Consider the following 21,030-nt stretch of genomic DNA (forward strand, 5'->3'; position numbering starts at 1 on the left):
GAACTGCCCGTCATTTAAGCCTGTTGCGAAACACCGTCGCGCGCGACGCAGAAAAAGTCGTCGCCGCCGACCTGACCACCCTTCAGGGCGAGCTGCAGACCATTCCGGCCTGGATCGGTCGAGTGACCGAAGCAGAGCGGGGACCCCGGCGAGAGCGGTGCGAGAGCGGTAAGCGCGTCGATGCCGAGCATCGAGGCTGCGTGGCTCGAGGTATCGCCGCCGGAGATCACCACCCGCTCAAGCTTCGCATCGCGCGCCACGCCATCAAGTAAACGGCCAAGTCCCTCACCGATCCGGTCGTTGGTCGCTTCCAGAGAGGCACCTGCGGATTTTACGGCCTCGCGCAGGGTGACCACGGCCGGATCGTCCGGCCCCGTCGCCGTGTAGACTAGCGGGCTGGCGCCGTGAGCCAGCACCGCCAGCGCTTCCTGCTTGACGTGGACGAGCTCGTTTTCCCAGGCTCGTTTGTCGACCGCCTTGTCGCCGCGGATGCGAATACCGGTAAAACCATGCACGACCGCATAGGCGATCTGATCCGCCGTCACCGGTGAGACCGATCCTGACACGCAGGCGATGCGATCGACACGCGCCACGCGCCCAAGCGCCTTCGTTTTCGGTAGTAGGCCCGCGGCTGACCAATAGGCGGCGAGAGCCGCTTCCAGCCCTTGGGAGCCGACCGCAAACAGCGGCTTTTCGCGTCGTTCCCACACAAGACGGCCTGCTTCGACCAAGGTTTCCTGGTCGAGCACGTCCAGCGACACGATCCTCGAACCTTCGGCGAGCGCTTCATCGAGGCTGCTGTCGCCGGACCCGTGTTTCATGGAAACGAAATCGACGAGGCCGCATGATAGCGCGGTCTGTTGCGCCAGGTGCAGCGCGAGGTCGGACTCCCCCATCGGGGTCACCGGGTGCTTCGCCATCGTCGGATGGCGATCCAGCCGGTAGCCCTTGCCCTTCGCCAGGGCAAACAGATGACCAAAGCTTTGGAAGCGACCCATTCCGGGGTCGGCAACGATCATCGGGATCCAGCCTTCAAAGAGTTTCGCCCCGATGTCCGTCGCCCGTCCGATCGAACCGACATGGGGAGCCGAATCAAAGGTCGAACACACTTTGTAATGGACGACCGGCGCACCCATCTTTTGCAGCAGCGAGAAGATCTGCGGCAGGTTGGCGTCCATCCATTCCGGGTTCTGTGACCGTGCGATGCCGGCGATCCCGATACCGCGGTATCGCTGGAATGCACTAAGGCGCTCAGCTGTCGGCGTCGCAAGAAACAACACTGTCTCAAGGCCGGCGAAGGCGAGCGCCTCCATCGCGGCCGACGAGCCCGTAAAATCATCGCCATAGAAGGCAACAAGGCACCCGTCGGGGAGAGGTCGCGGCGTCCTCATCTGCTCATCTCCAAGGCACGGCTGAGGGCAGGATGGGCTTTGGCGTGCTCGTCCATTGCAATGCCGGCCACAGTTGCGTCCCATGCCTCGCGCATCGCACGCACGCCTGCCCCCGGACCATCTGGGTGAGCCACGATGCCGCCGCCCGCCGTGACGATCAGGTCCGTGGATTGCAGGCCTGCATAGGTCCCAGGAGCCTGCCGTACGGTTTGTCCGGACGAGAAAACCGGCATTACGGTGCACGGCTTGTCGTGGAAGATCGGCGTCAGGCAAGCGCGCGCCGAGGCGATCACACTGGCGTCATCCTCGGAAAACTTGTTCTGCAGCCCATTGACGTGCATGTGATCTGCGCCGGCGAGACGCCACAATTTCTGCCAGGCGACATAGGACCAGCCGAGCAGCGGATGCCGGGTCAGGTAGCCCCAGCCATTGCGATGGGCATGGACCGGCAGCTGGGAGAAGCGGCCGAGCTCGATCATCCCCGCCAGCCCCACCGAGTTGATGCTTGCCATGACGCAAGTCCCGCCGTTTTCCAGGACCAGATCGTGACGACGCCGCATCTGATCGATCTCGCCGGTCAGATTGAAGGCGTACATCACCTTCTTACCCGCGCGCTCGGCATTTTCGTTGATGATGCGCATGACGGCTCGCACCCGCTCCTCGAACGGGCAACTCGGGCCATCCGATTGAAGTTCATCGTCTTTGATGAAGTCGATCCCCGCCTCGCAAAGATCGCCGACTAGGGCACCGGTCGCCTCGGCACTCAGTCCGATACTTGGTTTGATAATCGTCCCGATCAGCGGGCGATCGTAGACGCCGGAAAGACGCCGAGTGCCTTCAACGCCAAAACGAGGTCCCGCATAGGCTTTACTGAACGCAGGCGGCAGGCGGATATCGAGCAGGCGAAGGCCGGTGACATCTCTCAGCTCATAGAGATTGCCAGCGATTGTGGAGACGAGGTTCGGCAGCGACGGCCCGATGTTGGTCAGCGGCCACGACAGCGTCAAATGCGCCTGGGTCACGCGCTCGCCTTCTTGCTGCGGAGTCGTGGATGGGAGAGCACGACCCTTCACATCCGTATCAAGAATTTCGAGCCGGGTCACACGGGCGGCGGACCGCTCCTTGAGTTCGGGCGTTTCACCGGGTACCGGTACGAAGGTGCCGCTCGACTGCTCACCTGCGATGATCTGCGCTACGCGTTCGGGATTGCCCGGCGTTTCGATGAGATAGTCCGCTTCAAACCGGTCTTCATGCATTACCATATTCTCCAGTTTCGCAGAGTGTACAAAGGGTCCAGACGAGCTCTGTGCGGGATATTGAGCGGGATGCGTCGCCGGCGTGTAGCGAATTCACTTTGCGCAGACCGGCTGGCATCAAATGCAGGGGAAACAATTCAGCACCCATCGTGTCTTATGCTGTGCCGCGTCCTTAAGACCCCGCCACCTCAGAAACTTCCGGTGCCAAGTGGTCCCAAATACAACTGACTTGGCTGCCGCGCGCTTTTCACCGCACCGGATCGGTACGGCGCACGCCTGGCTCATAACTGCGGTTCCTCGCTCGTATGCGCGTGCTCGTCCTTACGGCGGCCGAAGGCCGTCGCACGCTGACGTTCCTGTTTCTTTAATCCAGCTCCCGGGACTGCCGCCTGGCCCAGCGTGGCTTTCGCCTAGCCAAGGCGTAGCCTTGGGTCTCCTAGCTTGCGTCGACCGTCAAATTCTGCCAGTCCCCTCCCATTCGTCCGTCAGGATCGAGGGTAAAGGCGCGGCCCCATGCGAGGTGCGCTTGCATCCTATTCCGTGACTTGTCGGCCTCGCCTCCGCGTATCGCGTCTACAATGGCCCGATGCTGTTGAGCATTCAAACTCAGCCTCTCCGGGTGGGTGCGGTGCAAGCGGCGCGAAAGCCTGTGCATTTTGTCGCGCATCTGCTGCAGCGTCCGAACCATCTCAGAATTGCCGTGCAGCTCCGCCAGCGTGGTGTGAAAATCGAGGTCGAGTTGGTGGTAGCGGATGGTGTTGCGCGATTGAGCGCAACTGTCTTGTTCGTCTAGTATTTCGTCCAGTTGCTGGAACTGATCGCGGGAGAGTTTACCGGTAAGCGAGGCGACGACATGCGTCTCGATCACCATTCGCATCTCGTAGAAGTCCAAAATTTCTCGCGCGGTGATGTCAGGTAGACGAAGTCCGCTGTTCATCATCGCCGTCAGCAGTCCTTCGGCCCTCAGACGCTCGACTGCAGACCGCACTGGGCCGAGACCAAGGTTGAGGCGCGCGGCAAGCATCCGTTCCGACAAAGCTTCTTCAGACTCTTCTGCGAACAAAAACTCTTTGATCGTTGTATACGCCTCATCACGCAAAAGTACGCGCTTCGGTCCGCTGCCTTCCCAATCCGGGCTGGAGCTAATTTTCATGCTGATCCTCCTTGCAATCTGTGTATTGACATTTCAGTGACATGTCAATGACATTCCGCGGTATGCCAGCTTTTTACCACGTGATAATCGAACGACCAATCACTCCTCGCAGTTTCGCCGCCATGAAGGAGGTGTAAGCGATTCTCGCTTCCACCTCAGGGAGCAGCAAGCAATTCGTCAGGCTTGACCGGCGAATTGGCGAGCTATCAACTCTCACAGAAAGCGACCGGACGAATGGGCGATCCTGATCCTTCCTTGATCTTCAGCGGCGTCGCTACGAAGAGACTGCGCAGCGACAGCTGCTGCAGGTTCGTCAGCATCTCGATAATCAGGATGCCGTTGGGCAACCAATGCGTGGTGTGGCCGGGCGTTTCCTGACCGACGCCATCGACGACCGCCATGTCGCAGGCGACCGTGTCGCAGCCGATCGCGCGGATTCCTCTCTCCTTGAAATAGATGATGGCGTCCTCGCGAATGCCCGGCGCGTTTCTGACGAACCAGGTGCTCCGGTCGTCGGTGCGCCAGAAGCGTTGCATCCAGCCGAAATTGACCAGCGGGATCTCCCCGGCGCCGACCTGCACGCCCTTCTCCGCTTCATAGGCCTTCACCATGTCGAGCGAGATCAGATCGCCCGGCTGAAGGTCCTTGTCGGAAAAATCGTAGAGGACAGCTGGTGCGATCAGGGTGTCGGCCGGGAAGGCGTCGATCGACATGTGCATGAGGTCGTCGTGGAAATGCGCCGGCGCATCGACATGGGTGCCGGTGTGTTCGGATATCCTGCCCGAGCACGCCGCTATGATCGCCGGTCGCGCGGTAACCTCCTGGGCAGGCATCAACCTCGGTGACCTCGTCGTAGCGCAGGGGCCGACCGTCGCGACCGGTCCGCGTTTCCAGCCCGTGACGAAGTTGCGCCTTATTGGAAGTCACCAGCGGCGGGGATTTCTGGATCGTCGCCGTGGAGCCGGTCAAGCGGGCAATACCCGGGCGAGCGGTATCGGTCATTGAGGAGGCTACCTTTATGTTCGAGGTGACGCCAAGCAAGAACCGCGCCAATCAACTGGACCAAACTGATGACGGGCAAGCTACTCCGTCGGCGTGCCTTGCTGCAGGCATGTGGCTGCAAAAGCTATGGGCATTTGCTCGAAAGGCGGGGTCGGGTTGAGAGAGTTCGCGTCGGTCTTCCACACTTTGTGCGGTTCACTCGCCGTTGGATGTGATGCCGCTATGCGCGGGCATGCAAACGAAAGCGAAATGGTCGCCCGGCTGGGGTAAACGCAACGCGTTGAGAGCCTGTTCTCATCGGCGCCGGTAAAGTATCAAACAGTCTCGGCTGCCATCGCCGCGTCCTTCAGGCACCGCCGTATCGCATCTGCCGATCCCGATCAGGGCAGGTGCAACGCAGACCCGTATTTGCATTTAGTGCAGCCCGCCGACACCCAGAAGACGTTCGACAGTATTTTGATCCCGGGCTAGCACTTCAGGCGCGCCTGCCCAGGCGAGCCTGCCGCGTTCCAGAATTATAACCTGCTCTGCGAAATCAAGCGCACTTTGGATGCGCTGTTCCACCAACAGGATCGTCATATTGCCGGTCTTGGCCAGTTCGGCAAAGGCCGTCATCAGTTCCTCGCAAATGACTGGTGCAAGACCTTCCAACGGTTCGTCCAGCAGTAGAACGGACGGGCGGCCGAGAATGGTGCGGGCTGTGGTCAGCATTTGCTGTTCACCGCCGGAAAGCTGGTTGCCGAGGTTGCGGCGTCGTTCCTTTAGGCGCGGAAACATTTGATAGGCCTCCTCGATCGCCGTCCTCGGCCGAGCCTTCAGACCCACAAAGAGGTTTTCCTCGACCGTGAGTGTCGGAAATATGCAACGAGCCTGCGGAACATAGCCAAGACCTTGGATCGCGCGCGAAGCACTCGGCGCCGCGGTAATATCGGCGCCGCCGAGACGGATACGGCCGCCATATCGTTTCGTCTGGCCGACGAGTGAGGCGAGCAGCGTTGTCTTGCCCATGCCGTTGCGACCGAGCACGGCGAGCCGCTGTCCGGCGGGCACGGAAAAGGATATGCCCTCCAGAACCCGGGTAGGCCCGTATCCGGCGGAAAGGTTTTCGACCTCAAGCGACGTGGCTGGCATTGGCGTAACTTCCGAGATAGGCCTCGCGCACGCGGGCATCCTTGGTGACATCGGCGGGCAAACCGTCGAAGATGATGCTACCGCCAGCGAGCACGATCACTCGCTTGGCGAAGCGGAAGACAAGGTCCATGTCGTGCTCGATCATCAGCACCGCCAGATCCTTCGGCAAGTCCTCGAGCGCCTGCTCGATAAGGCCGGTATCGCTCTGTGGCACGCCGGCCGCAGGCTCGTCGAGCAGCAAGACTTTCGGCTTCAGCGCGAGCGCGAGCGCGATTTCCAAAAGCCGTTGCTGGCCATAGGCGATCTCGCTGACCTTGCGATGGGAAAGTTCTGCGAGGCCTAGCTTCTCCAGCAGGCCGGAGACTTCGGCCATCACATCCGGCATCGAGAGGAAGTTGCCGAACAGCCGGCCAGCGCGGCCATCCCGCTGCAGGACGGCAAGCCCAACATGTTCGGCCGGCGTCATGTCCTGGAAGAGCCGCGTTACCTGGAAGGATCGGACCAGGCCCCGCCGCACCCGGCCGATTGCATTGATCCTGGTGATCGTCTCGCCACCGAGGCGCACCTCGCCGGAACTCGGCGGTAACGTGCCGGTTACAAGGTTTACGAATGTGGTCTTGCCGGCACCGTTCGGACCGATCAGCGCCACCCGGTCACCCGGCGCCATGGAAAGCGACACGTTATTGGTGACCACGAGCCCTCCGAACGATCGCTTGAGATTGGTGACTTCAAACAGGGCGCTCATTGGCTGTCCTCCTGGCGGCGGCTGAAACGCGCGACTGCCGTGCCGTAAATACCCTTGGGCGCGAAAAGCACCACAGCGATCAGCAGCGCGCCGACCATTGTAAGCCAATGGAAAGGGTTGGCGGCCGAGACATAGTCCTCGAACAGCATGAAGATCAGCGTGCCGGCCATCGCCCCGAATAGCGAACCGGTACCACCAAGGACCAACATGACCAGCGCTTCCGCCGACTGCGTGAAGGACAGTGCATCGAGCGCCACGACCTGAGTGGAGATAGCACTGAGGGCCCCGCCCGTCCCGGCCACCGCTCCGGAAATCACATACATCTTGACGAGGGCGGTTTTGGGCGAAGCGCCCATGGCACGGATGCGCAACGGGGCCTCCTTGATGCCGCGACACAACAGGCCAAAGGGCGAACGCACCAGGATACGCAGCAGCACGAATACGATGAGCAGCAGTGCTACACCGAAGAAATAGGCGGTATGGCCGAAGAGGTCGAACTCATAGAGGCCGAAGACCGGCCCGGGCATGATCCCGGCAAGGCCATCGCTGCCGCCCGTCCATGAGGAGGCTTTGTTTGCGAATTCGTGAAACAGGTAGATCAGTGCGATCGACAGCACGAGCTGCGGCAGCCCATGCGCCCTGAGCATGATGACTGCACAGAAAAGACCGGCAATTGCACCCGCGATAATGCCACCGAACGTCATCAAGAACGGATTGTTGATGCCAAAATGCGCCGAAAGGATGCCAGCCGCATAAGCACCGGAACCGAACAGGGCCGCATGGCCGAGCGTCGCAACGCCGCAATACCCGGTCACCAGATCGAGTGACAGCACCAGCAGCGCAACGGCCAGAATGCGGGTCAACAGCGCGAGATTGTCCGGGAAGAGGACATAACCCAAAGCGGCGAAGGCCACGATGACGATAATGCCGATCAAGTCCCACTTGAGGGCATCGCTTCGGGGACGGTTGAGAATGGTCTCGTTGTTCATGGCCACGGTCATTTGTTCAGGTCCACCCTACCTTACACGCCCGGCAAAGCCGCGCGGGAAGACGCAGATGATCGCGATCACTGCAAGATAGAAGAAAAATTCGCCAAACTCCGGCATCATGTAGCGCCCGGTCGTATCGATCGCGCCGAGCACGAGACAGGCGATCAGAGCGCCCGGTATGGAGCCCGCCCCGCCGACTGAGACGACGACCAAGAAGGTCACCATGTAGCGCAGCGCGTAATAGGGTTCGACCGGCAAAAGCTCGGCGCCGACCACGCCGCCGAAGGCTGCAAGCCCAACGGCGACGGCGAAGCTCACCGCGTAGACAAACTCGGTGCGTACGCCGAGTGCGGCCGCCATCGCGGCATTGTCCACCGAGGCGCGCAGCTTTACGCCAAAACTGGTCTTCTCGATCACGAACCAAAGGCCAAGCGCCACAACGAGGCCGCATATGATGGCAAAGAGGCGATGGATGGAAATGGCCCGGAAGCCGAGATCGGCGGATCCCTGTAACGGACCGGCGAGCGGAATCGTCTTCAGCGTCGGTCCCATCACGTAATTGGCGATACCGATGATGCAGAAAGTGATGCCGATCGTCATCAGGACCTGCGTGAGCTCCGGCTGCCCATAGATGCGGCGATAGAGCAGTCGTTCGATCGGGATGGCGATGGCGATGGTGATCACCACGGCGGCGATGACCGCCGCCGCATAGCCCATGCCGAGATCGCGCGCGACATAGGAGGCGATATAGCCGCCTATCATCGCAAAGGCGCCGTGCGCGAGATTGACGACCCGCATCAGGCCCATCGTCACCGAAAGCCCGATCGAGATGACGAACAGCACCATGCCATAGGCAAGCGCGTCGATGGCTATGCTGAAGACTGTCTGCATAGGGTTCGCTTAATCCTTGTTATCGGTGCGGAGATGGCCAGCGGGCTCGCCCTGCGTGGCCTTTCGTTCGCCTATCGGCACCTTCTCCCCGCTGGGGGAGAAGTAATTTCTGGGCCGGCCACTCGCGCCGCCTCTCCCGGAGGAGAATGAGGGCTCACGGCACAACAGTAGATATCAACAACCACTTACTTCGCAGCAGCCAGACCCGGATCGCCCTGCTTCTCGAAGGTCTGGGTTTCCTTGTTGATGTAGGTCCCGTTGGTACCTTTGGCGACTTCTCGCAGATAAATGTTCTGCGTGATGTGGCGGCTTTCCGGATCGATGGAAACCGGGCCGCGCGGGCTCGTCCAGGAGAGGCCCTTTACCGCTTCCACCGCCTTTTCGGCATCCTGTTTGCCGCCGGTCGCCTCGATCATCTTGTAGATGACATGCATGCCGTCATAGGCGCCGACAGCCGGGAAGGAGAGTTCCGCCTTGTTGCCGATCGCCTTGGCCGCTGCATCGACGAACGTCTTGTTTTCCGGGGATTCGTGCGAGACGGCGTAGTGGAATGTCGTCTGGATGCCGAGAGCCGCATCACCGAGTGCGGGCAGATCGGATTCCTGCGTCAGGTCGCCGGGTGCGAAAAATTTGATACCGGCGGTCTTCAGGCCGTTGTCGTTATAGGCCTTGACGAAGCCGAGTGTCGTCGGACCGGACGGCAGGAAAGCGAAAACGCCCTGGGCCCCTGAATCCTTGATGCGCTGCATGATCGGGCTGAAGTCGTTGGTGGCGAGTGGTATGCGAATCGACTCGACGACTTCGCCGCCGGCCTTCGTAAAGCCCGCCTTGAAGGCATTTTCCGCGTCTATGCCCGGGCCATAGTCGCTGACAACCGAGATCACCTTCTTCACGCCCGCGTCGAACGCCACCTTCGCGATCGGCGTGGAGGTCTGCCAGGTGGTGAACGACGTGCGCACCACGAGCGGGCTGGTTTTCATGATCGCAGAGGTGGCGGCGTTCATGATCACCATCGGCACGTTGCCCTGTTTCAGGATCGGCGTAACGGCCATGGCGTCCGGGGTGAAATAGAAGCCGGCGAGATATTTGACCTTTTCTTTTACGATCAGTTCCTGGCCGAGCGCCTTGGACTGGGCCGGATCGGCGGTCGGGATGTCCCGGTAGATGATCTCGATCGTGTCGCTGCCGACCTTGTTGCCGTTGAGCGTCATATAGGCGTCAATGCCGGCCTTGAAGTTCTTGCCCTGCAGCGCGAACGGACCCGAGAACGGGCCGACCACACCGACCTTGATGACGTCGGCATAAGCCGTGCTGTTCAATGCCAGAGCAGCAAGGGCGTAGAGAATGATTTTTTTCATGGTTAGTCCTCCCTCTTCAAAATGGTGCACGCCTCCGTAGCTTGTGCACCGATTACAATCGAAATTCATCCAAGAAGCCCGCTGGCGATGGCATGCCATCAATACGGCAGGCCCACATAGTTTTCCGCAAGCGCCGTCGATGCTGCCCGCGAATGCGTCAGATAGTCCAGCTCGGCTTCCTGGATCCTCTGGTCGAATTCGCCCGTCTGAGGGAAGCGATGCATCATCGTCGTCATCCACCAGGAAAACCGTACGGCCTTCCACACCCGGGCGAGCGCCTTTTCGGAATAGGCATTGATGCCGGCAGCGGAACGTTCATGGTAGTGCTCCCGCAATCCGTTGAAGAGATAGTACACATCACTCGCGGCAAGGTTCAGACCCTTCGCCCCGGTCGGCGGTACGATGTGTGCCGCATCGCCAACGAGGAACATGCTGCCGAAACGCATCGGCTCGGCAACGAAGGACCGGAGCGGTGCGATCGACTTTTCAAACGACGGCGCCGTGATCAGCGCTTCCGCATGATGCGCAGGCAGGCGGCGGCGAAGTTCGTCCCAGAACCGGTCATCGCTCCAGTCCTCGATCTTCTCGTCGAGGGCGCACTGGATGTAATAGCGGCTGCGGGTTGGCGAGCGCATCGAGCAGAGCGCAAAACCGCGCGGATGGTTGGCATAGATCAGCTCATGGCTGACCGGCGCAACCTCCGCCATCACGCCGAGCCAGCCGAATGGATAAATCTTCTCAAAGATGTTCATCGCATCGAGCGACACAGCCTTGCGGCTCGCCCCATGGAAGCCATCGCAACCGGCGATGAAGTCGCAATCGACTCGATGGGTCGTGCCGTCCTTTTCGTAGGTGACGTAGGCCGCGGCGCTGTCGAAGTCATGCGGCTGGACATTGCCTGCCTCGTAGATCGTCTCGGCACCGCTCTTTTCGCGGCTCTCCATCAAGTCGCGCGTCAATTCGGTCTGACCATAGACCATGACCCGCTTGCCGCCGGTGAGACCATAAAGGTCGATCCGGTGATCACGCCCGTCGAATGCAAGTGAGAACCCATCGTGTGGCAAGCCTTCAACATGCATGCGAGCACCGGCTTTCGCCTCGTCAACGAGCCGAACAGTGCCTTCCTCCAGCACGCCGGCGCGGACGCGGCCGAGGATATAATCCTTGCTCACGCGGTCGAAAATGATGTTGCTGATGCCCGCCTCCGTCAGAAGCTGGCCAAGCAGTAGACCGGACGGGCCGGAGCCGATGATGGCCACCTGAGTACGCAACCCTTTCCTCCCAAAATCAAACTTGTCTTTTGCCAAATAGTGAGCGGACGCGATTGCAGAAGCAATGGACAATTCGGACCAAAAATTGCACTAATCTCACATTATCTTCCGGAGAAGCCTCGTGGCGAGACGTGTGCCTACCTATCATCTCTATGGTGAAAACAGCGGCAAGGAGCCCGATTTTTGGCTGCATTGTGAGACTATCAAGTCGCGGAGCAGCCTTCACCGCTGGGAAATACGCCTGCACCGACACGAGTCATTTTTTCAGATAATATATGTCGAAGCAGGATCGGGCGACGCGACCCTCGACAGCAGAGTCCACCCATTGGATCCCCAGGTGGTCGTCACGATCCCGCCCGGCGTGAACCACGGTTTTCGCTTTTCGCGTGATATCGAGGGCCTGGTCATTACGATCCTCACCTCGCATCTTGGCCATTCATCGTCGGAACGAAGCCGTTTTGGCGACTGGCTGGCAGCAGCGCGTGTGACGCGGCTCGATCCGCAAAATGACGAGGCGGCGTTCGCAATGCTGACCCTGCGGCGGCTCGGTGAGGAATTCGAGCACCGCCGCAGCGGCCGAAACGAACTCCTGGCCGCCTATGTCACGCAGGCACTCAGACTGACAGCGCGGATCTCGCACGAGGCTGAAACCAGTCAGCTTCCGGCCGAAGGCGGAGAACGTCGGATGGAGGTTTTGAGCGGCCTTATCCAGCAACATTTCCGCGCGCATAAGCCGGCATTCTTCTACGCCGCCGAACTGGGCATGTCGCTGACGCATCTCAACCGCATTACCCGGGCGATGACGGGACATACTGTGCACGACCTTCTCTCCGCCAAACTTATCGAAGAAGCAAAACGGGAATTGCTGTTCTCGATCGCCTCCGCAGGCGAAATCGGACTACGCCTCGGCTTCGCCGACCCCGCCTATTTCTCACGGTTTTTCCTCAAAGAGACCGGCCTGACCCCGCGAACATGGCGTGTGAAGGAAAGAACGCGACTCGATATGGCGATTGGTGGCCAGGTTGCGTTGAGAACCGTTGATCTCAGTAGGAGCACCGACGATTTTCAGCGCGATTCTTGATGAGCGGTTTCAAATGGTTCTGCTTGCAGAATGAGGTGATTTTTGTAAGCAGTACGAGGCGCCCGTTATGCGAAAGCGAAACCTGACCGACAGATGATGCCGCGCTGCGCATGCGATAGCGGCCATTGCAGAGAGGCAACCGCAATTGCCGTCGAGCGACATCCGTAGGGTTCCGGCCAGACCACGATCGAATTCTGGCGGGCGGCGCCAGCCCGTGGCTTAGCGCGGCCAGCCAGCGGACGATACTACGCACCCCCACCCAAAGCCTTCAGAAAAAAGTGGATCTGGTCACGCAGACCTGTTTCGGTATCTTCGCCGTTTCGAACTTGTTGCTCGACGAGGACGGGGTGGTAGAACGGCGTGAAGGCGTTCATCACATTCAGGGCGGCTTGCGCGGCATCCTCAACACCAAGCGCACCTGCTTCAATCCCCTCCGATACGATCATCTCGATGATCGCCGCGATCTCGTCGCCATGGGTCCTGGCAATCGCCCAGTTCTCCTCCGTTGCGACGACGATCAAATCGTGGACCGTCTTTTCCTGGATGAAGGTCGTTTTTCGATTCTGGTGGAGGCAGATCAACAGGTTTGCGAGTTTCTCCTGTGCAGGAGCCCGCATCCGAGAGATCGACTCTGCGCACTGAACAGTTTCCGCGAGGAAGCGGCCACAGATCGACCTGTTGATCACGGCCCTTGAGGGGAAGAACCGGTAGATATTCGCGGTGCTCATTCCCAGGGAGGACGCAATGTCGGCAACCGATGTCTTTTGGTAACCGATGCGGCGAAAGTGTTTTTCCGCCACATCCAGAATGCGCTCCCGCGAGACGTCGATGTCAATCTCCATTGGGGTAAGGCGACTCATGGCGTCTCGCTTCAAGAGCTGCGCTATTCCGCGGCCATGGCCCCGGCAAATTGCGGCGCATCGACAATGGTTTCCGGCTGGCTCTCTTGCTTCGGAGGCTTGATCCGGAACCACACAGCGTATAGCGCCGGTAGGAAGAGCAGGATCATCACGGTGCCTGCTGCCGTTCCGCCGATCAGCGTGTAGGCCATAGACCCCCAGAAGACCGAATGGGTCAGAGGGATGAATGCCAGAACGGCTGCGAGCGCGGTCAGGATGACAGGACGTGTCCTCTGCACCGTCGCTTCGATGACCGCGTGATAGTCGTCAAGACCTGCCGCCTGGTTCTCCTTGATCTGCTCCGTCAGGATCAGCGTGTTGCGCATCACGATACCCGCCAATCCTATCAATCCGAGAATGGCATTGAAGCCGAACGGCTGATTGAAGAAGAGCAATGTTGGGACCACTCCGGCAAGGCCAAGCGGTGCGGTCAGCATCACCATTGTCATCGTCGACAGGCTGCGAACCTGCAGGATGATGATGATCAACATGGCAGCGATCATGAGCGGGAAGACCTGGACGAGTGCGACATTGGCCTTGAGGGATTCCTCAATGTTGCCGCCCATCTCGATGCGGTATCCGACAGGAAGCGATGCGATCAGCGGCTGAAGCGCCTTCATCACCTGTTGCGAAACCTCGGGGGGCTGTGTCGCCTCGTTGATATCGGACCTGATCGTGATGACCGGCGTTCGGTCGCGACGTTTCAGGATCGGCTCCTCAAAGCGGATCTCGGAATGCCCGATCTGATCGAGGGGAATCTGGCGGCCATTCCTGCTCATCAGAGAAAAGTCTGCAAGCCGTGATGGATCGAGGCGGTTCTCGCCAGCACTTCGTGCGACGACGGGCACGTTGCGGATATTGTCGCGCACCTGCGTGACAGGAATGCCGCTGAGCAGCAACTGCATCTGCTGGGCCGCCTCCGAAGGTGAAAGACCGATCAGATTAAGCCGCTCCTGATCAGGGACAAAGCGCAGCACAGGGGTTCGGTTGCCCCAATCGCGATTGGCCTGACGGACATCGGGCACACCCTTCATGATTGCCAGAGCTTGCTCGGAAATCTTGTACAGTTCCTCCTGATCTGGTCCCGTGATCCGAAACTCGACTGGGAACGGCGTATAGGGGCCAAATACGAGCTGCGTGACGCGTACGGATGCCTCTGGCACAAGGCCGTTAGAGATTGCGGTGCGAAGGCGATGCTTCAGCTCTTCTCGTGCATGCGCATCGGGCGTGAGCACAACGACCTTGGCGAAGGCAGGATCGGGCAACTCGGGCGCCATGGCAAAGAAAAAGCGCGGAGCGCCCTGCCCTATATAGCTGGTGACGATTTTGGTTTCCGGCTGGGTTTGCAGCCAGCCTTCGACTTTCTCCACTGCGGCCGTCGTGGCTTCGATGCTCGTACCCTCAGGCATGCGAACCTCGACCAGAACCTCGGGCCGGTCCGATGTCGGGAAGAACTGCTGTTTTACACCTCCCATCCCGACAACCGAGACAGCCATCGTGATGCCGACCACAGCGCAGGTTATGAATTTATGGCGAACCGCAAACTCGATGAGTGAGCGCAGGCGGCGGTAGTTCGGCGTATCGTAGATGGCGTGGTGCCCACCCTCGACCGGCTTGATGTCAGGCAACATCTTCACGCCCATATACGGCGTAAAGATCACTGCAACAAACCAGGAGACGGTCAGGGCAAATCCCACGACCCAGAAGATGTTGCCGGCATATTCACCTGCGGTCGATTTGGCGAAACCAACGGGCATCAGTCCGATGATGGTGACGAGCGTGCCGGACAGCATCGGCGCCGCCGTGTGGCTCCAGGCATAAGCGGCCGCCTTGATGCGATCCATGCCCTCCTCCATCTTCACCACCATGACCTCAATGGCGATGATGGCGTCGTCCACGAGAAGGCCGAGCGCGAGGATGAGCGCGCCGAGCGTGATGCGGTCGAAGAACCGTCCGGTTTCCAGCATGATCAGGAAGACGACGGCGAGCGTCAGCGGCACGGCGAGCGCGACAACAATGCCGACACGCCAACCGAGTGCGACCAGGCTCACGAATAGCACAACACCGAGCGCCATGGCGAACTTGAGCATGAATTCGCCGACCGCCTCATCGATGTTGACGGCCTGATCGCTGACTTTGGTGAGCGACATGCCCAGCGGCAATGTCTGCGCGATCGCGGCGGATCGTGCTTCAAGCGCCTTGCCAAGCTCAAGGCCATTCCAGCCCGATTGCATAACCGCACCCAACATGATCGTCGGCTCGCCCTCATGGCGGATGATGTAGGTCGCGGGATCCTCGTAGCCGCGCCGCACATCCGCCAGATCGGAAAGCTTCAGCGTCCGTCCGGCAGCCACGATCGGCGTGTCGGCAATGGCCTGCACGCTGTTATAGGCTCCGTCGAAACGGATGAAGACCTGCGGCCCACGCGTGTCGATCGAGCCTGCGGGCGTAACCGTGTTCTGTCTTTGCAACGCTGCGGCGATATCCTGCGCCGATATTCCAAGCGTCGCCAGCTTGGCGTAAGAAAATTCGACGAAGATCTGTTCGGGACGTTCCCCGAGGATGTTGATTTTCTTGACACCGGGAACATGCAGGAGATCCTGCCGGATGACCTCGGCCTGCCGCACGAGGTCGCGCATCGGCATCCCCTTCGCCTTCAAAGCGTAAAGGCCAAAGCTCACATCCGAGTATTCGTCATTGACGAACGGACCCATGACGCCCGGAGGAAGATTTCGGACTTCGTCGCCGAGCTTCTTTCGCGCCTGGTAGAACTCCTCTTCAACTGCGGACGCCGGCGTATTATCCTTGAGTGTGACCGTGAGGAATGCGTAGCCGGGCCGCGTCGTGGTTTCGACGCGGTCGTACCATGTGAGCTCCTGGATGCGCTTTTCGAGTGGCTCGGCAACAAGATCCTGCATTTCACGCGCGGTGGCGCCCGGCCAGACTGAGGTGACCGTCAAAGTCTTGATGGTAAAGGAGGGATCCTCAGCGCGGCCCAGCTTGACGAAGGCATAGACCCCGGCGGCGGCCAACAGAACAATAAAGAATAATGTAACGGCGCGTTCACGAACCGCGATGGCGGAAAGATTGAAGCTCATTATTTTGCCACCTCTTGCTGCGAGGCAATCCTGACGGTTGCGCCATTTTCAAGCAGATGCGCACCCAAAGCGACAACCTGTTGACCGACCCCGACGCCGGTGACAAACGCCGTCTCGTCGCCGATCCGTTTGATCTCGACAGGCGTGAAGTTCACGGTGGATGTGACATTGTTGATAGTCCACACCCCTGTGCGGCTGCCGTCGTCCAGGATGGCACCGACTGGAACACCGACCTCTGACTGCCTGTTCGCGTCCGATATTTTGATCGTCACCGTCGAGCCGAGTGGAGCAGACGCAGCCGCGCCTTCGAGAACATAACGCGCCTCGTAGGTCCGCGTTTGCGGGTCGGCAGAATCGGAAATCTGTCGCAGCCTAGCCTTTCCGCTGAGACCATCACCTCCATAAACACTGGCTTGCGCTTCGGATCCAATGTCCAGCCGTAAGGTTTCAGGTAGCCAGACAACAGCTTCACGCGGCCCGGCCTGCGCCAGTTGGACCACCGTCTGCCCCGCGGCCACCACCTGTCCCGGATCTCCCAGAGTATCGACGACTGTTCCATCCGAATCTGCGACAAGAACAGTATAATTGGCAGCGTTTTCGGCGACCTCGGCGTCTGCTTCAGCCGCGGCAAGCTGTGCCGCGGCCGTGTCCAGTGCCGCCTTTGCCTGTTCATAACGCTGTTGAGTGGCAGCCAATCCATTTTTCACCAGCGTCGCATACCGTTTCTCGTCCGCCTGTGCCTGGGTCAGGACAGCACGCGCTGCGGTAACCGTATTGCGCTTCGCCGTCAGCGCGAGCTGGAGATCGGTTTCGTCGATCCGCATCAGGGCCTGGCCTTTTCTCACCTGCTCGCCCGCATCGACCAGCCGCTGGACGATCTTGCCCGGAACCCGAAAACCGAGGTTGCTCTGTACCCGCGAAGCGACCGTGCCGGTAAACGAGCGAGCCGCTGTTTCAGTCCTCGTCGCCTCTGCTACCCTTACCAGTGGCGAGGCAGTCCTTGGGTCCGCAGCCTCTGCTTCCCCTTTTGGCGTTTCGAAAACCAGAAAGAAGGCAGCGGCCCCCGCCGCCATAAGACCCACGAAGGTCAGGACATGTTTGCGTTTCATCTTAAGTTCTCTTCTTGACCATCGACCTGGACGATTTAGATTGCGATCTAACTCTATTTGTGTTATAGATGTCAAGTGAAATCTAATCGGAGATCGATATGAGAGTGAGCCGAGCACAGGCTGAGGAAAATCGGGAAACGGTGATCAACGTCGCCAGCCGTCTGTTTCGAGAGCACGGCTTCGACGGGATTGGCCTCAAGGATCTGATGAAGGGGGCCGGCCTGACCCAAGGCGCGTTCTACAAGCAGTTCTCGTCCAAGGACGATCTTGCAGCCCAGGCGTCCAGGCGCGCTCTGGAAAGCGCTACCCGCAGATGGTCGACGGCGGCTGCGAGCTCCGATCCTCTCGAAGCTGTCCTGGAGTTCTATCTCTCACCGGGACATCTCGGGGAAAAGGCCGACGGTTGTCCTCTAGTAGCATTGGGATCGGACGCGGTGCGGCAGAGTGAAGCGGTCAGGCGTCCGTTTGAGGATGGTGTCCGCGCTCACTTCGAGGTTCTGGATGAGCTGATGGACGACGCCAAGAGCTCCAATCCCAGCAGTAAAGCCATGGCGATACTGTCTCTCATGGTGGGCGCCGTCACGCTATCCCGCATCATGCAGGACGAAAATCTGTCGCAAGGCATCCTCGACGCGGCCGCCGGCGAAGTCAGGCGCATTGCACGCGGTGAAGGTGTCGCCTGAAGCGATCCTTCTTTTTCAAAAGCTATCGCCTGGTTCGATGAACTGGTGCGGATAAGGGCCGAAGTATAGCTGCCATCCGCGTCGGTGAATGCGCACTACAGGCCCCCTGCGCAAACTGCATGTTTTGAGAACAGGGTCTGACCACATCGTAGGTCGGGAGGGTGAAGGCATGCCTATTTTTACGGGTCCAGCCAGCCGCCCGACCTCCTCTGCGTCCCGGCCGCAAGCGGTGCGGGGTCGGTCGTGTCACAGTCTGCGCCGAGCCATCGAGACCGGGCGTCTACCCCTGTTGATCCCTGTCAGCTTGCCGGATTGCGAGCGGTGACGATCCACGCCGCGCCGTTGATCATCACCGACCGCTCACCGGGGCAGCCTGCGAAGACGGCACGAACCGCAGCCGAGGCGCGGGCTCGGATATCGTCGGTCTGATCAGCGAGCGCGCGCGCCAGCGGGCCGACTTCAAGTGTCATCTCCACCGCGTCGTCGAGCGCCGCGTCCCGCGTCTCCCCCTTGCCGAACGGGATGGAGGCATCGAATGGCGCGATAGCGATATCGGTGAAGCCGGCCGCCGTCAGGATACGCGTCACCCGCCCCTGGTCGCCGAACGAGAACGGGCCTGGCGCTTCGGGATCGGGCGGCGCCGTGGGCGGGAGGATGCCCTTCATCGTGCCCATCGGCAAGCGCACCCAGTCGTTCTCGGCCATGCCGCGCCAGCAGACGAAAGCGACCCGAGCGCCCGGCTTGAGCGCACGGCGCATATGAGCGAACGCCGCCGTAGGATCGTCAAAGAACATCACTCCAAAGCGCGAGAACAGGATGTCGAACGCGCCCTCGGGCAACACGGTGCTGCTGGCGTCGGCCACCTGGAACAGGGCGGGCGTATCCTGCGGCGCCAGCGCGCGCGCTCTGCCGATCAGCGGTTCGGATATGTCCACGCCCAGCACATGGCCTCCCGCGCCGACGCGGGCGGCCAGATCCAGACTAGACGCCCCCGCGCCGCAGCCGACGTCCAGCACGCGTTCGCCCGTGACGGGCGCGGCGGCTTCGATCACGGCCTGGCCGAACACCGCCATCATGGCATCGAGCCGGACCTGGTAAGCGACCCAGCGCTCCCCGCTTTGGCCCTTCCAGTCGGCTACCTGATAAACATTTTTCTCTGCCATGCCATATCCATGTTCTGATCCGTTCCAACCAGGCTATCCGCCCGCGTGGCCGTTGCCACGGTGCGCGGCGATGAACATGGCGACGGCCGAACGGCAATAGGATTCGATTTCGTTGTCGTCCTCTGCTCTCGCCTCATCGAAGCGTGCGATAATCAAAAGATCGGATCCTTTGAAAAGCGCGGCAAACAAGCGGGCGGACCGGAGAGGATCGGGCACGTTCAGAACCGCCTTCGCATGCAACTGACGCAACAGGGCCTCGATCTGGGCGATGATATGGGCGGGGCCGGCTTCGTAGTGGAGTTTGCTCAATGACCTTTGACTCGTGACGTCGGCCAAGACCATGGCTTCGACATTGCGGACCTCCGGGCGCAACAGCGTGCGAAGCAGCGATGATCCCACCGTCATGAGCTGATCTTCTGCCGAACCGTCGACACCTTCAAACAGGGTCTCTGGTATAAACTGCTGGCAGCGGGCCGCAAAGGCCGCGCCGAACAGCGCCTCCTTGTTCTCGAAGTGCCTGTAAATGCTGAGTTTGGATATCTTCGCTCGCTGGGCGACCTTGTCCAATGTCGTCGCTTGGAAACCCAGTTCCGCAAAGAGTTCGCCCGCGGTGTCGACTATGGTTTGGCCAAGCGTCTCGTTTGCGGGCCGACCGCGCCGGCCTCGACTATTTTCGGTCACGTCAATTCCAGTCCTTGACAGTATCTTTATTATCGAATTACGATACCATTCAGTTTCACAAATATGCAAGCCAAAATGCACCGACCTACACACGAGGGTGCCATGCAACGACGAACACTGCTGAAGCTGGCCCGCGCTTTCCACCATCGGCGTCCCCCGTGCCCAGGCCGCGGCCACGCCCAACTCAACGCACTCGATCCGCAACTCGGAGCTTATCACCATGGATAATGTCATCATCATCGGCGGCAGCTTTGCCGGCCTCGCCGCAGCCCTGCAGCTCGGCCGTGCCCGCCGCAAAGTCACCGTTCTCGATACCGGCCTGCCACGCAATCGCTTCGCAGGCCGCTCGCACGGAGTGCTCGGCCACGATCACAAGCCGCCATCGGACATCCTGACCGAGGCGCGGCAGCAACTGGCGCGTTATCCCGCGATAAGGTTGCTCAATGCCCGCGCCGACAGCATCTCCGGTACCATCGACAATTTCTCCGTCCTCACCGGCGATGGCGAGAGCCTTGGAGCGCGCCGCCTGATCCTTAGCTATGGCGTTGTCGACAAAATGCCTGCTGTTCCGGGATTTGCCGAAAGCTGGGGCACATCCATCATCCCATGCCCCTATTGCGACGGCTTCGAAGTCGCCGGCCAGCATTGGGGCCTCGTCTGGTCCGGCCCGCAGTCGATGAATCAGGTCAGGCTATTCCACGATTGGACCGACAGGCTGACGGTCTTTGCCGATGGTCATGACATCGCACCCGACATCCGGGCCGATCTGGCGGGCCGAAAAGTACCTGTCGTTGATGGCCGGATCACCGGGATCGCCCGCCGCGGGGACCACAATGCCACTATCAAGCTCGATACTGGCCCCGATGTCGCAGTCGATATCCTGTTCGCGCATCCGCGCAACAAGCCGTCCGCAAGCTTGCATGAAGCACTCGGCCTCGACACGGTCAATACGCCAACCGGCATCGCTATCAAGACCGACGAGCGCCGCGAAACCAGCATACCCGGCATCTATGCTGCCGGCGACCTCGCCAACCCCGGAATTCCCTCGGTCACCACGGCAATATGGCACGGCGCGACGGCGGGTATCTCCGCCCAGCAGTCGATGCTGGTTTGAGAGCACAGATTGGAG

The 21,030-nt window shown here is 60.3% G+C and carries 18 protein-coding genes; 3 read left to right on the top strand and 15 right to left on the bottom strand.

The genetic code is table 11. The features are described from left to right. Positions 1 to 14: 14 nt before the first annotated feature. The 10 genes from ABCW43_RS20175 to pobA form a co-directional block, all read right to left on the bottom strand. Positions 15 to 1,391 carry a four-carbon acid sugar kinase family protein gene (locus tag ABCW43_RS20175; RefSeq protein WP_345927717.1) on the bottom strand — a complete coding sequence of 459 codons (1,377 nt, stop codon included), beginning with the start codon at positions 1,389 to 1,391 and terminating at the stop codon, positions 15 to 17. Then, positions 1,388 to 2,647, bottom strand: coding sequence for a ribulose-bisphosphate carboxylase large subunit family protein (locus ABCW43_RS20180; protein ID WP_345927719.1), 1,260 nt, complete (start codon positions 2,645 to 2,647; stop codon positions 1,388 to 1,390). Before ABCW43_RS20180 ends, ABCW43_RS20175 begins: the two co-directional genes overlap by 4 nt. 436 nt (positions 2,648 to 3,083) lie before the next feature. Then, a complete protein-coding gene (locus ABCW43_RS20185; RefSeq protein ID WP_345927721.1) occupies positions 3,084 to 3,800 on the bottom strand; it encodes a GntR family transcriptional regulator in 717 nt (238 codons plus the stop codon). Positions 3,801 to 4,006: 206 nt separating this feature from the next. Next, positions 4,007 to 4,633, bottom strand: a complete 627-nt coding sequence (locus ABCW43_RS20190) for a cyclase family protein (protein ID WP_345927723.1) — start codon at positions 4,631 to 4,633, stop codon at positions 4,007 to 4,009. A 583-nt stretch (positions 4,634 to 5,216) separates the two neighbouring features. After that, the gene (locus tag ABCW43_RS20195) at positions 5,217 to 5,933 is read right to left on the bottom strand and encodes an ABC transporter ATP-binding protein (RefSeq protein WP_345927725.1); all 717 of its coding nucleotides are present in this window, start codon (positions 5,931 to 5,933) and stop codon (positions 5,217 to 5,219) included. Then, on the bottom strand, positions 5,914 to 6,678 hold the full coding sequence (locus tag ABCW43_RS20200; RefSeq protein ID WP_345927727.1) for an ABC transporter ATP-binding protein: 765 nt from the start codon (positions 6,676 to 6,678) through the stop codon (positions 5,914 to 5,916). Before ABCW43_RS20200 ends, ABCW43_RS20195 begins: the two co-directional genes overlap by 20 nt. Further along, the gene (locus tag ABCW43_RS20205; protein ID WP_345927729.1) at positions 6,675 to 7,679 is read right to left on the bottom strand and encodes a branched-chain amino acid ABC transporter permease; all 1,005 of its coding nucleotides are present in this window, start codon (positions 7,677 to 7,679) and stop codon (positions 6,675 to 6,677) included. The genes ABCW43_RS20200 and ABCW43_RS20205 overlap by 4 nt, the downstream gene beginning before the upstream one ends. 15 nt (positions 7,680 to 7,694) lie before the next feature. Beyond that, a complete protein-coding gene (locus tag ABCW43_RS20210; protein ID WP_345927731.1) occupies positions 7,695 to 8,558 on the bottom strand; it encodes a branched-chain amino acid ABC transporter permease in 864 nt (287 codons plus the stop codon). A gap of 185 nt (positions 8,559 to 8,743) precedes the next feature. Continuing rightward, on the bottom strand, positions 8,744 to 9,916 hold the full coding sequence (locus ABCW43_RS20215) for an ABC transporter substrate-binding protein (RefSeq protein ID WP_345927733.1): 1,173 nt from the start codon (positions 9,914 to 9,916) through the stop codon (positions 8,744 to 8,746). Positions 9,917 to 10,014: 98 nt separating this feature from the next. Continuing rightward, positions 10,015 to 11,187: a 4-hydroxybenzoate 3-monooxygenase gene (pobA, locus tag ABCW43_RS20220; protein WP_345927735.1), complete on the bottom strand. Its 1,173-nt coding sequence runs from the start codon at positions 11,185 to 11,187 to the stop codon at positions 10,015 to 10,017. A gap of 121 nt (positions 11,188 to 11,308) precedes the next feature. Here pobA and ABCW43_RS20225 point away from each other — a divergent pair, with 121 nt between their 5' ends. Beyond that, complete coding sequence (locus ABCW43_RS20225; protein ID WP_345927736.1) at positions 11,309 to 12,268, top strand: helix-turn-helix domain-containing protein; 960 nt, start codon at positions 11,309 to 11,311, stop codon at positions 12,266 to 12,268. Between the two features lie 245 nt (positions 12,269 to 12,513). On the opposite strand, the gene ABCW43_RS20230 is transcribed toward ABCW43_RS20225, so the two are convergent. From ABCW43_RS20230 to ABCW43_RS20240, 3 genes are read right to left on the bottom strand one after another with little or no spacing between them, the layout of a single operon-like run. After that, a complete protein-coding gene (locus ABCW43_RS20230; protein WP_345927738.1) occupies positions 12,514 to 13,110 on the bottom strand; it encodes a TetR/AcrR family transcriptional regulator in 597 nt (198 codons plus the stop codon). Positions 13,111 to 13,151: 41 nt separating this feature from the next. Next, positions 13,152 to 16,265 carry an efflux RND transporter permease subunit gene (locus ABCW43_RS20235; protein ID WP_345927740.1) on the bottom strand — a complete coding sequence of 1,038 codons (3,114 nt, stop codon included), beginning with the start codon at positions 16,263 to 16,265 and terminating at the stop codon, positions 13,152 to 13,154. After that, positions 16,265 to 17,374 carry an efflux RND transporter periplasmic adaptor subunit gene (locus tag ABCW43_RS20240; RefSeq protein WP_345927742.1) on the bottom strand — a complete coding sequence of 370 codons (1,110 nt, stop codon included), beginning with the start codon at positions 17,372 to 17,374 and terminating at the stop codon, positions 16,265 to 16,267. The genes ABCW43_RS20235 and ABCW43_RS20240 overlap by 1 nt, the downstream gene beginning before the upstream one ends. Before the next feature lie 98 nt (positions 17,375 to 17,472). Here ABCW43_RS20240 and ABCW43_RS20245 point away from each other — a divergent pair, with 98 nt between their 5' ends. After that, complete coding sequence (locus ABCW43_RS20245) at positions 17,473 to 18,057, top strand: TetR/AcrR family transcriptional regulator (protein WP_345927744.1); 585 nt, start codon at positions 17,473 to 17,475, stop codon at positions 18,055 to 18,057. A 299-nt stretch (positions 18,058 to 18,356) separates the two neighbouring features. On the opposite strand, the gene ABCW43_RS20250 is transcribed toward ABCW43_RS20245, so the two are convergent. Both ABCW43_RS20250 and ABCW43_RS20255 read right to left on the bottom strand, forming a co-directional pair. After that, positions 18,357 to 19,220: a class I SAM-dependent methyltransferase gene (locus tag ABCW43_RS20250; RefSeq protein ID WP_345927746.1), complete on the bottom strand. Its 864-nt coding sequence runs from the start codon at positions 19,218 to 19,220 to the stop codon at positions 18,357 to 18,359. 33 nt (positions 19,221 to 19,253) lie between these two features. Continuing rightward, positions 19,254 to 19,901: a TetR/AcrR family transcriptional regulator gene (locus ABCW43_RS20255; protein ID WP_345927748.1), complete on the bottom strand. Its 648-nt coding sequence runs from the start codon at positions 19,899 to 19,901 to the stop codon at positions 19,254 to 19,256. Positions 19,902 to 20,121: 220 nt separating this feature from the next. Between ABCW43_RS20255 and ABCW43_RS20260 the strand changes: the two genes are divergently transcribed. Next, complete coding sequence (locus tag ABCW43_RS20260; RefSeq protein ID WP_345927750.1) at positions 20,122 to 21,015, top strand: NAD(P)/FAD-dependent oxidoreductase; 894 nt, start codon at positions 20,122 to 20,124, stop codon at positions 21,013 to 21,015. Positions 21,016 to 21,030: the final 15 nt, after the last annotated feature.

Source organism: Neorhizobium tunisiense, assembly GCF_039631515.1.
Lineage (GTDB): Bacteria > Pseudomonadota > Alphaproteobacteria > Rhizobiales > Rhizobiaceae > Neorhizobium.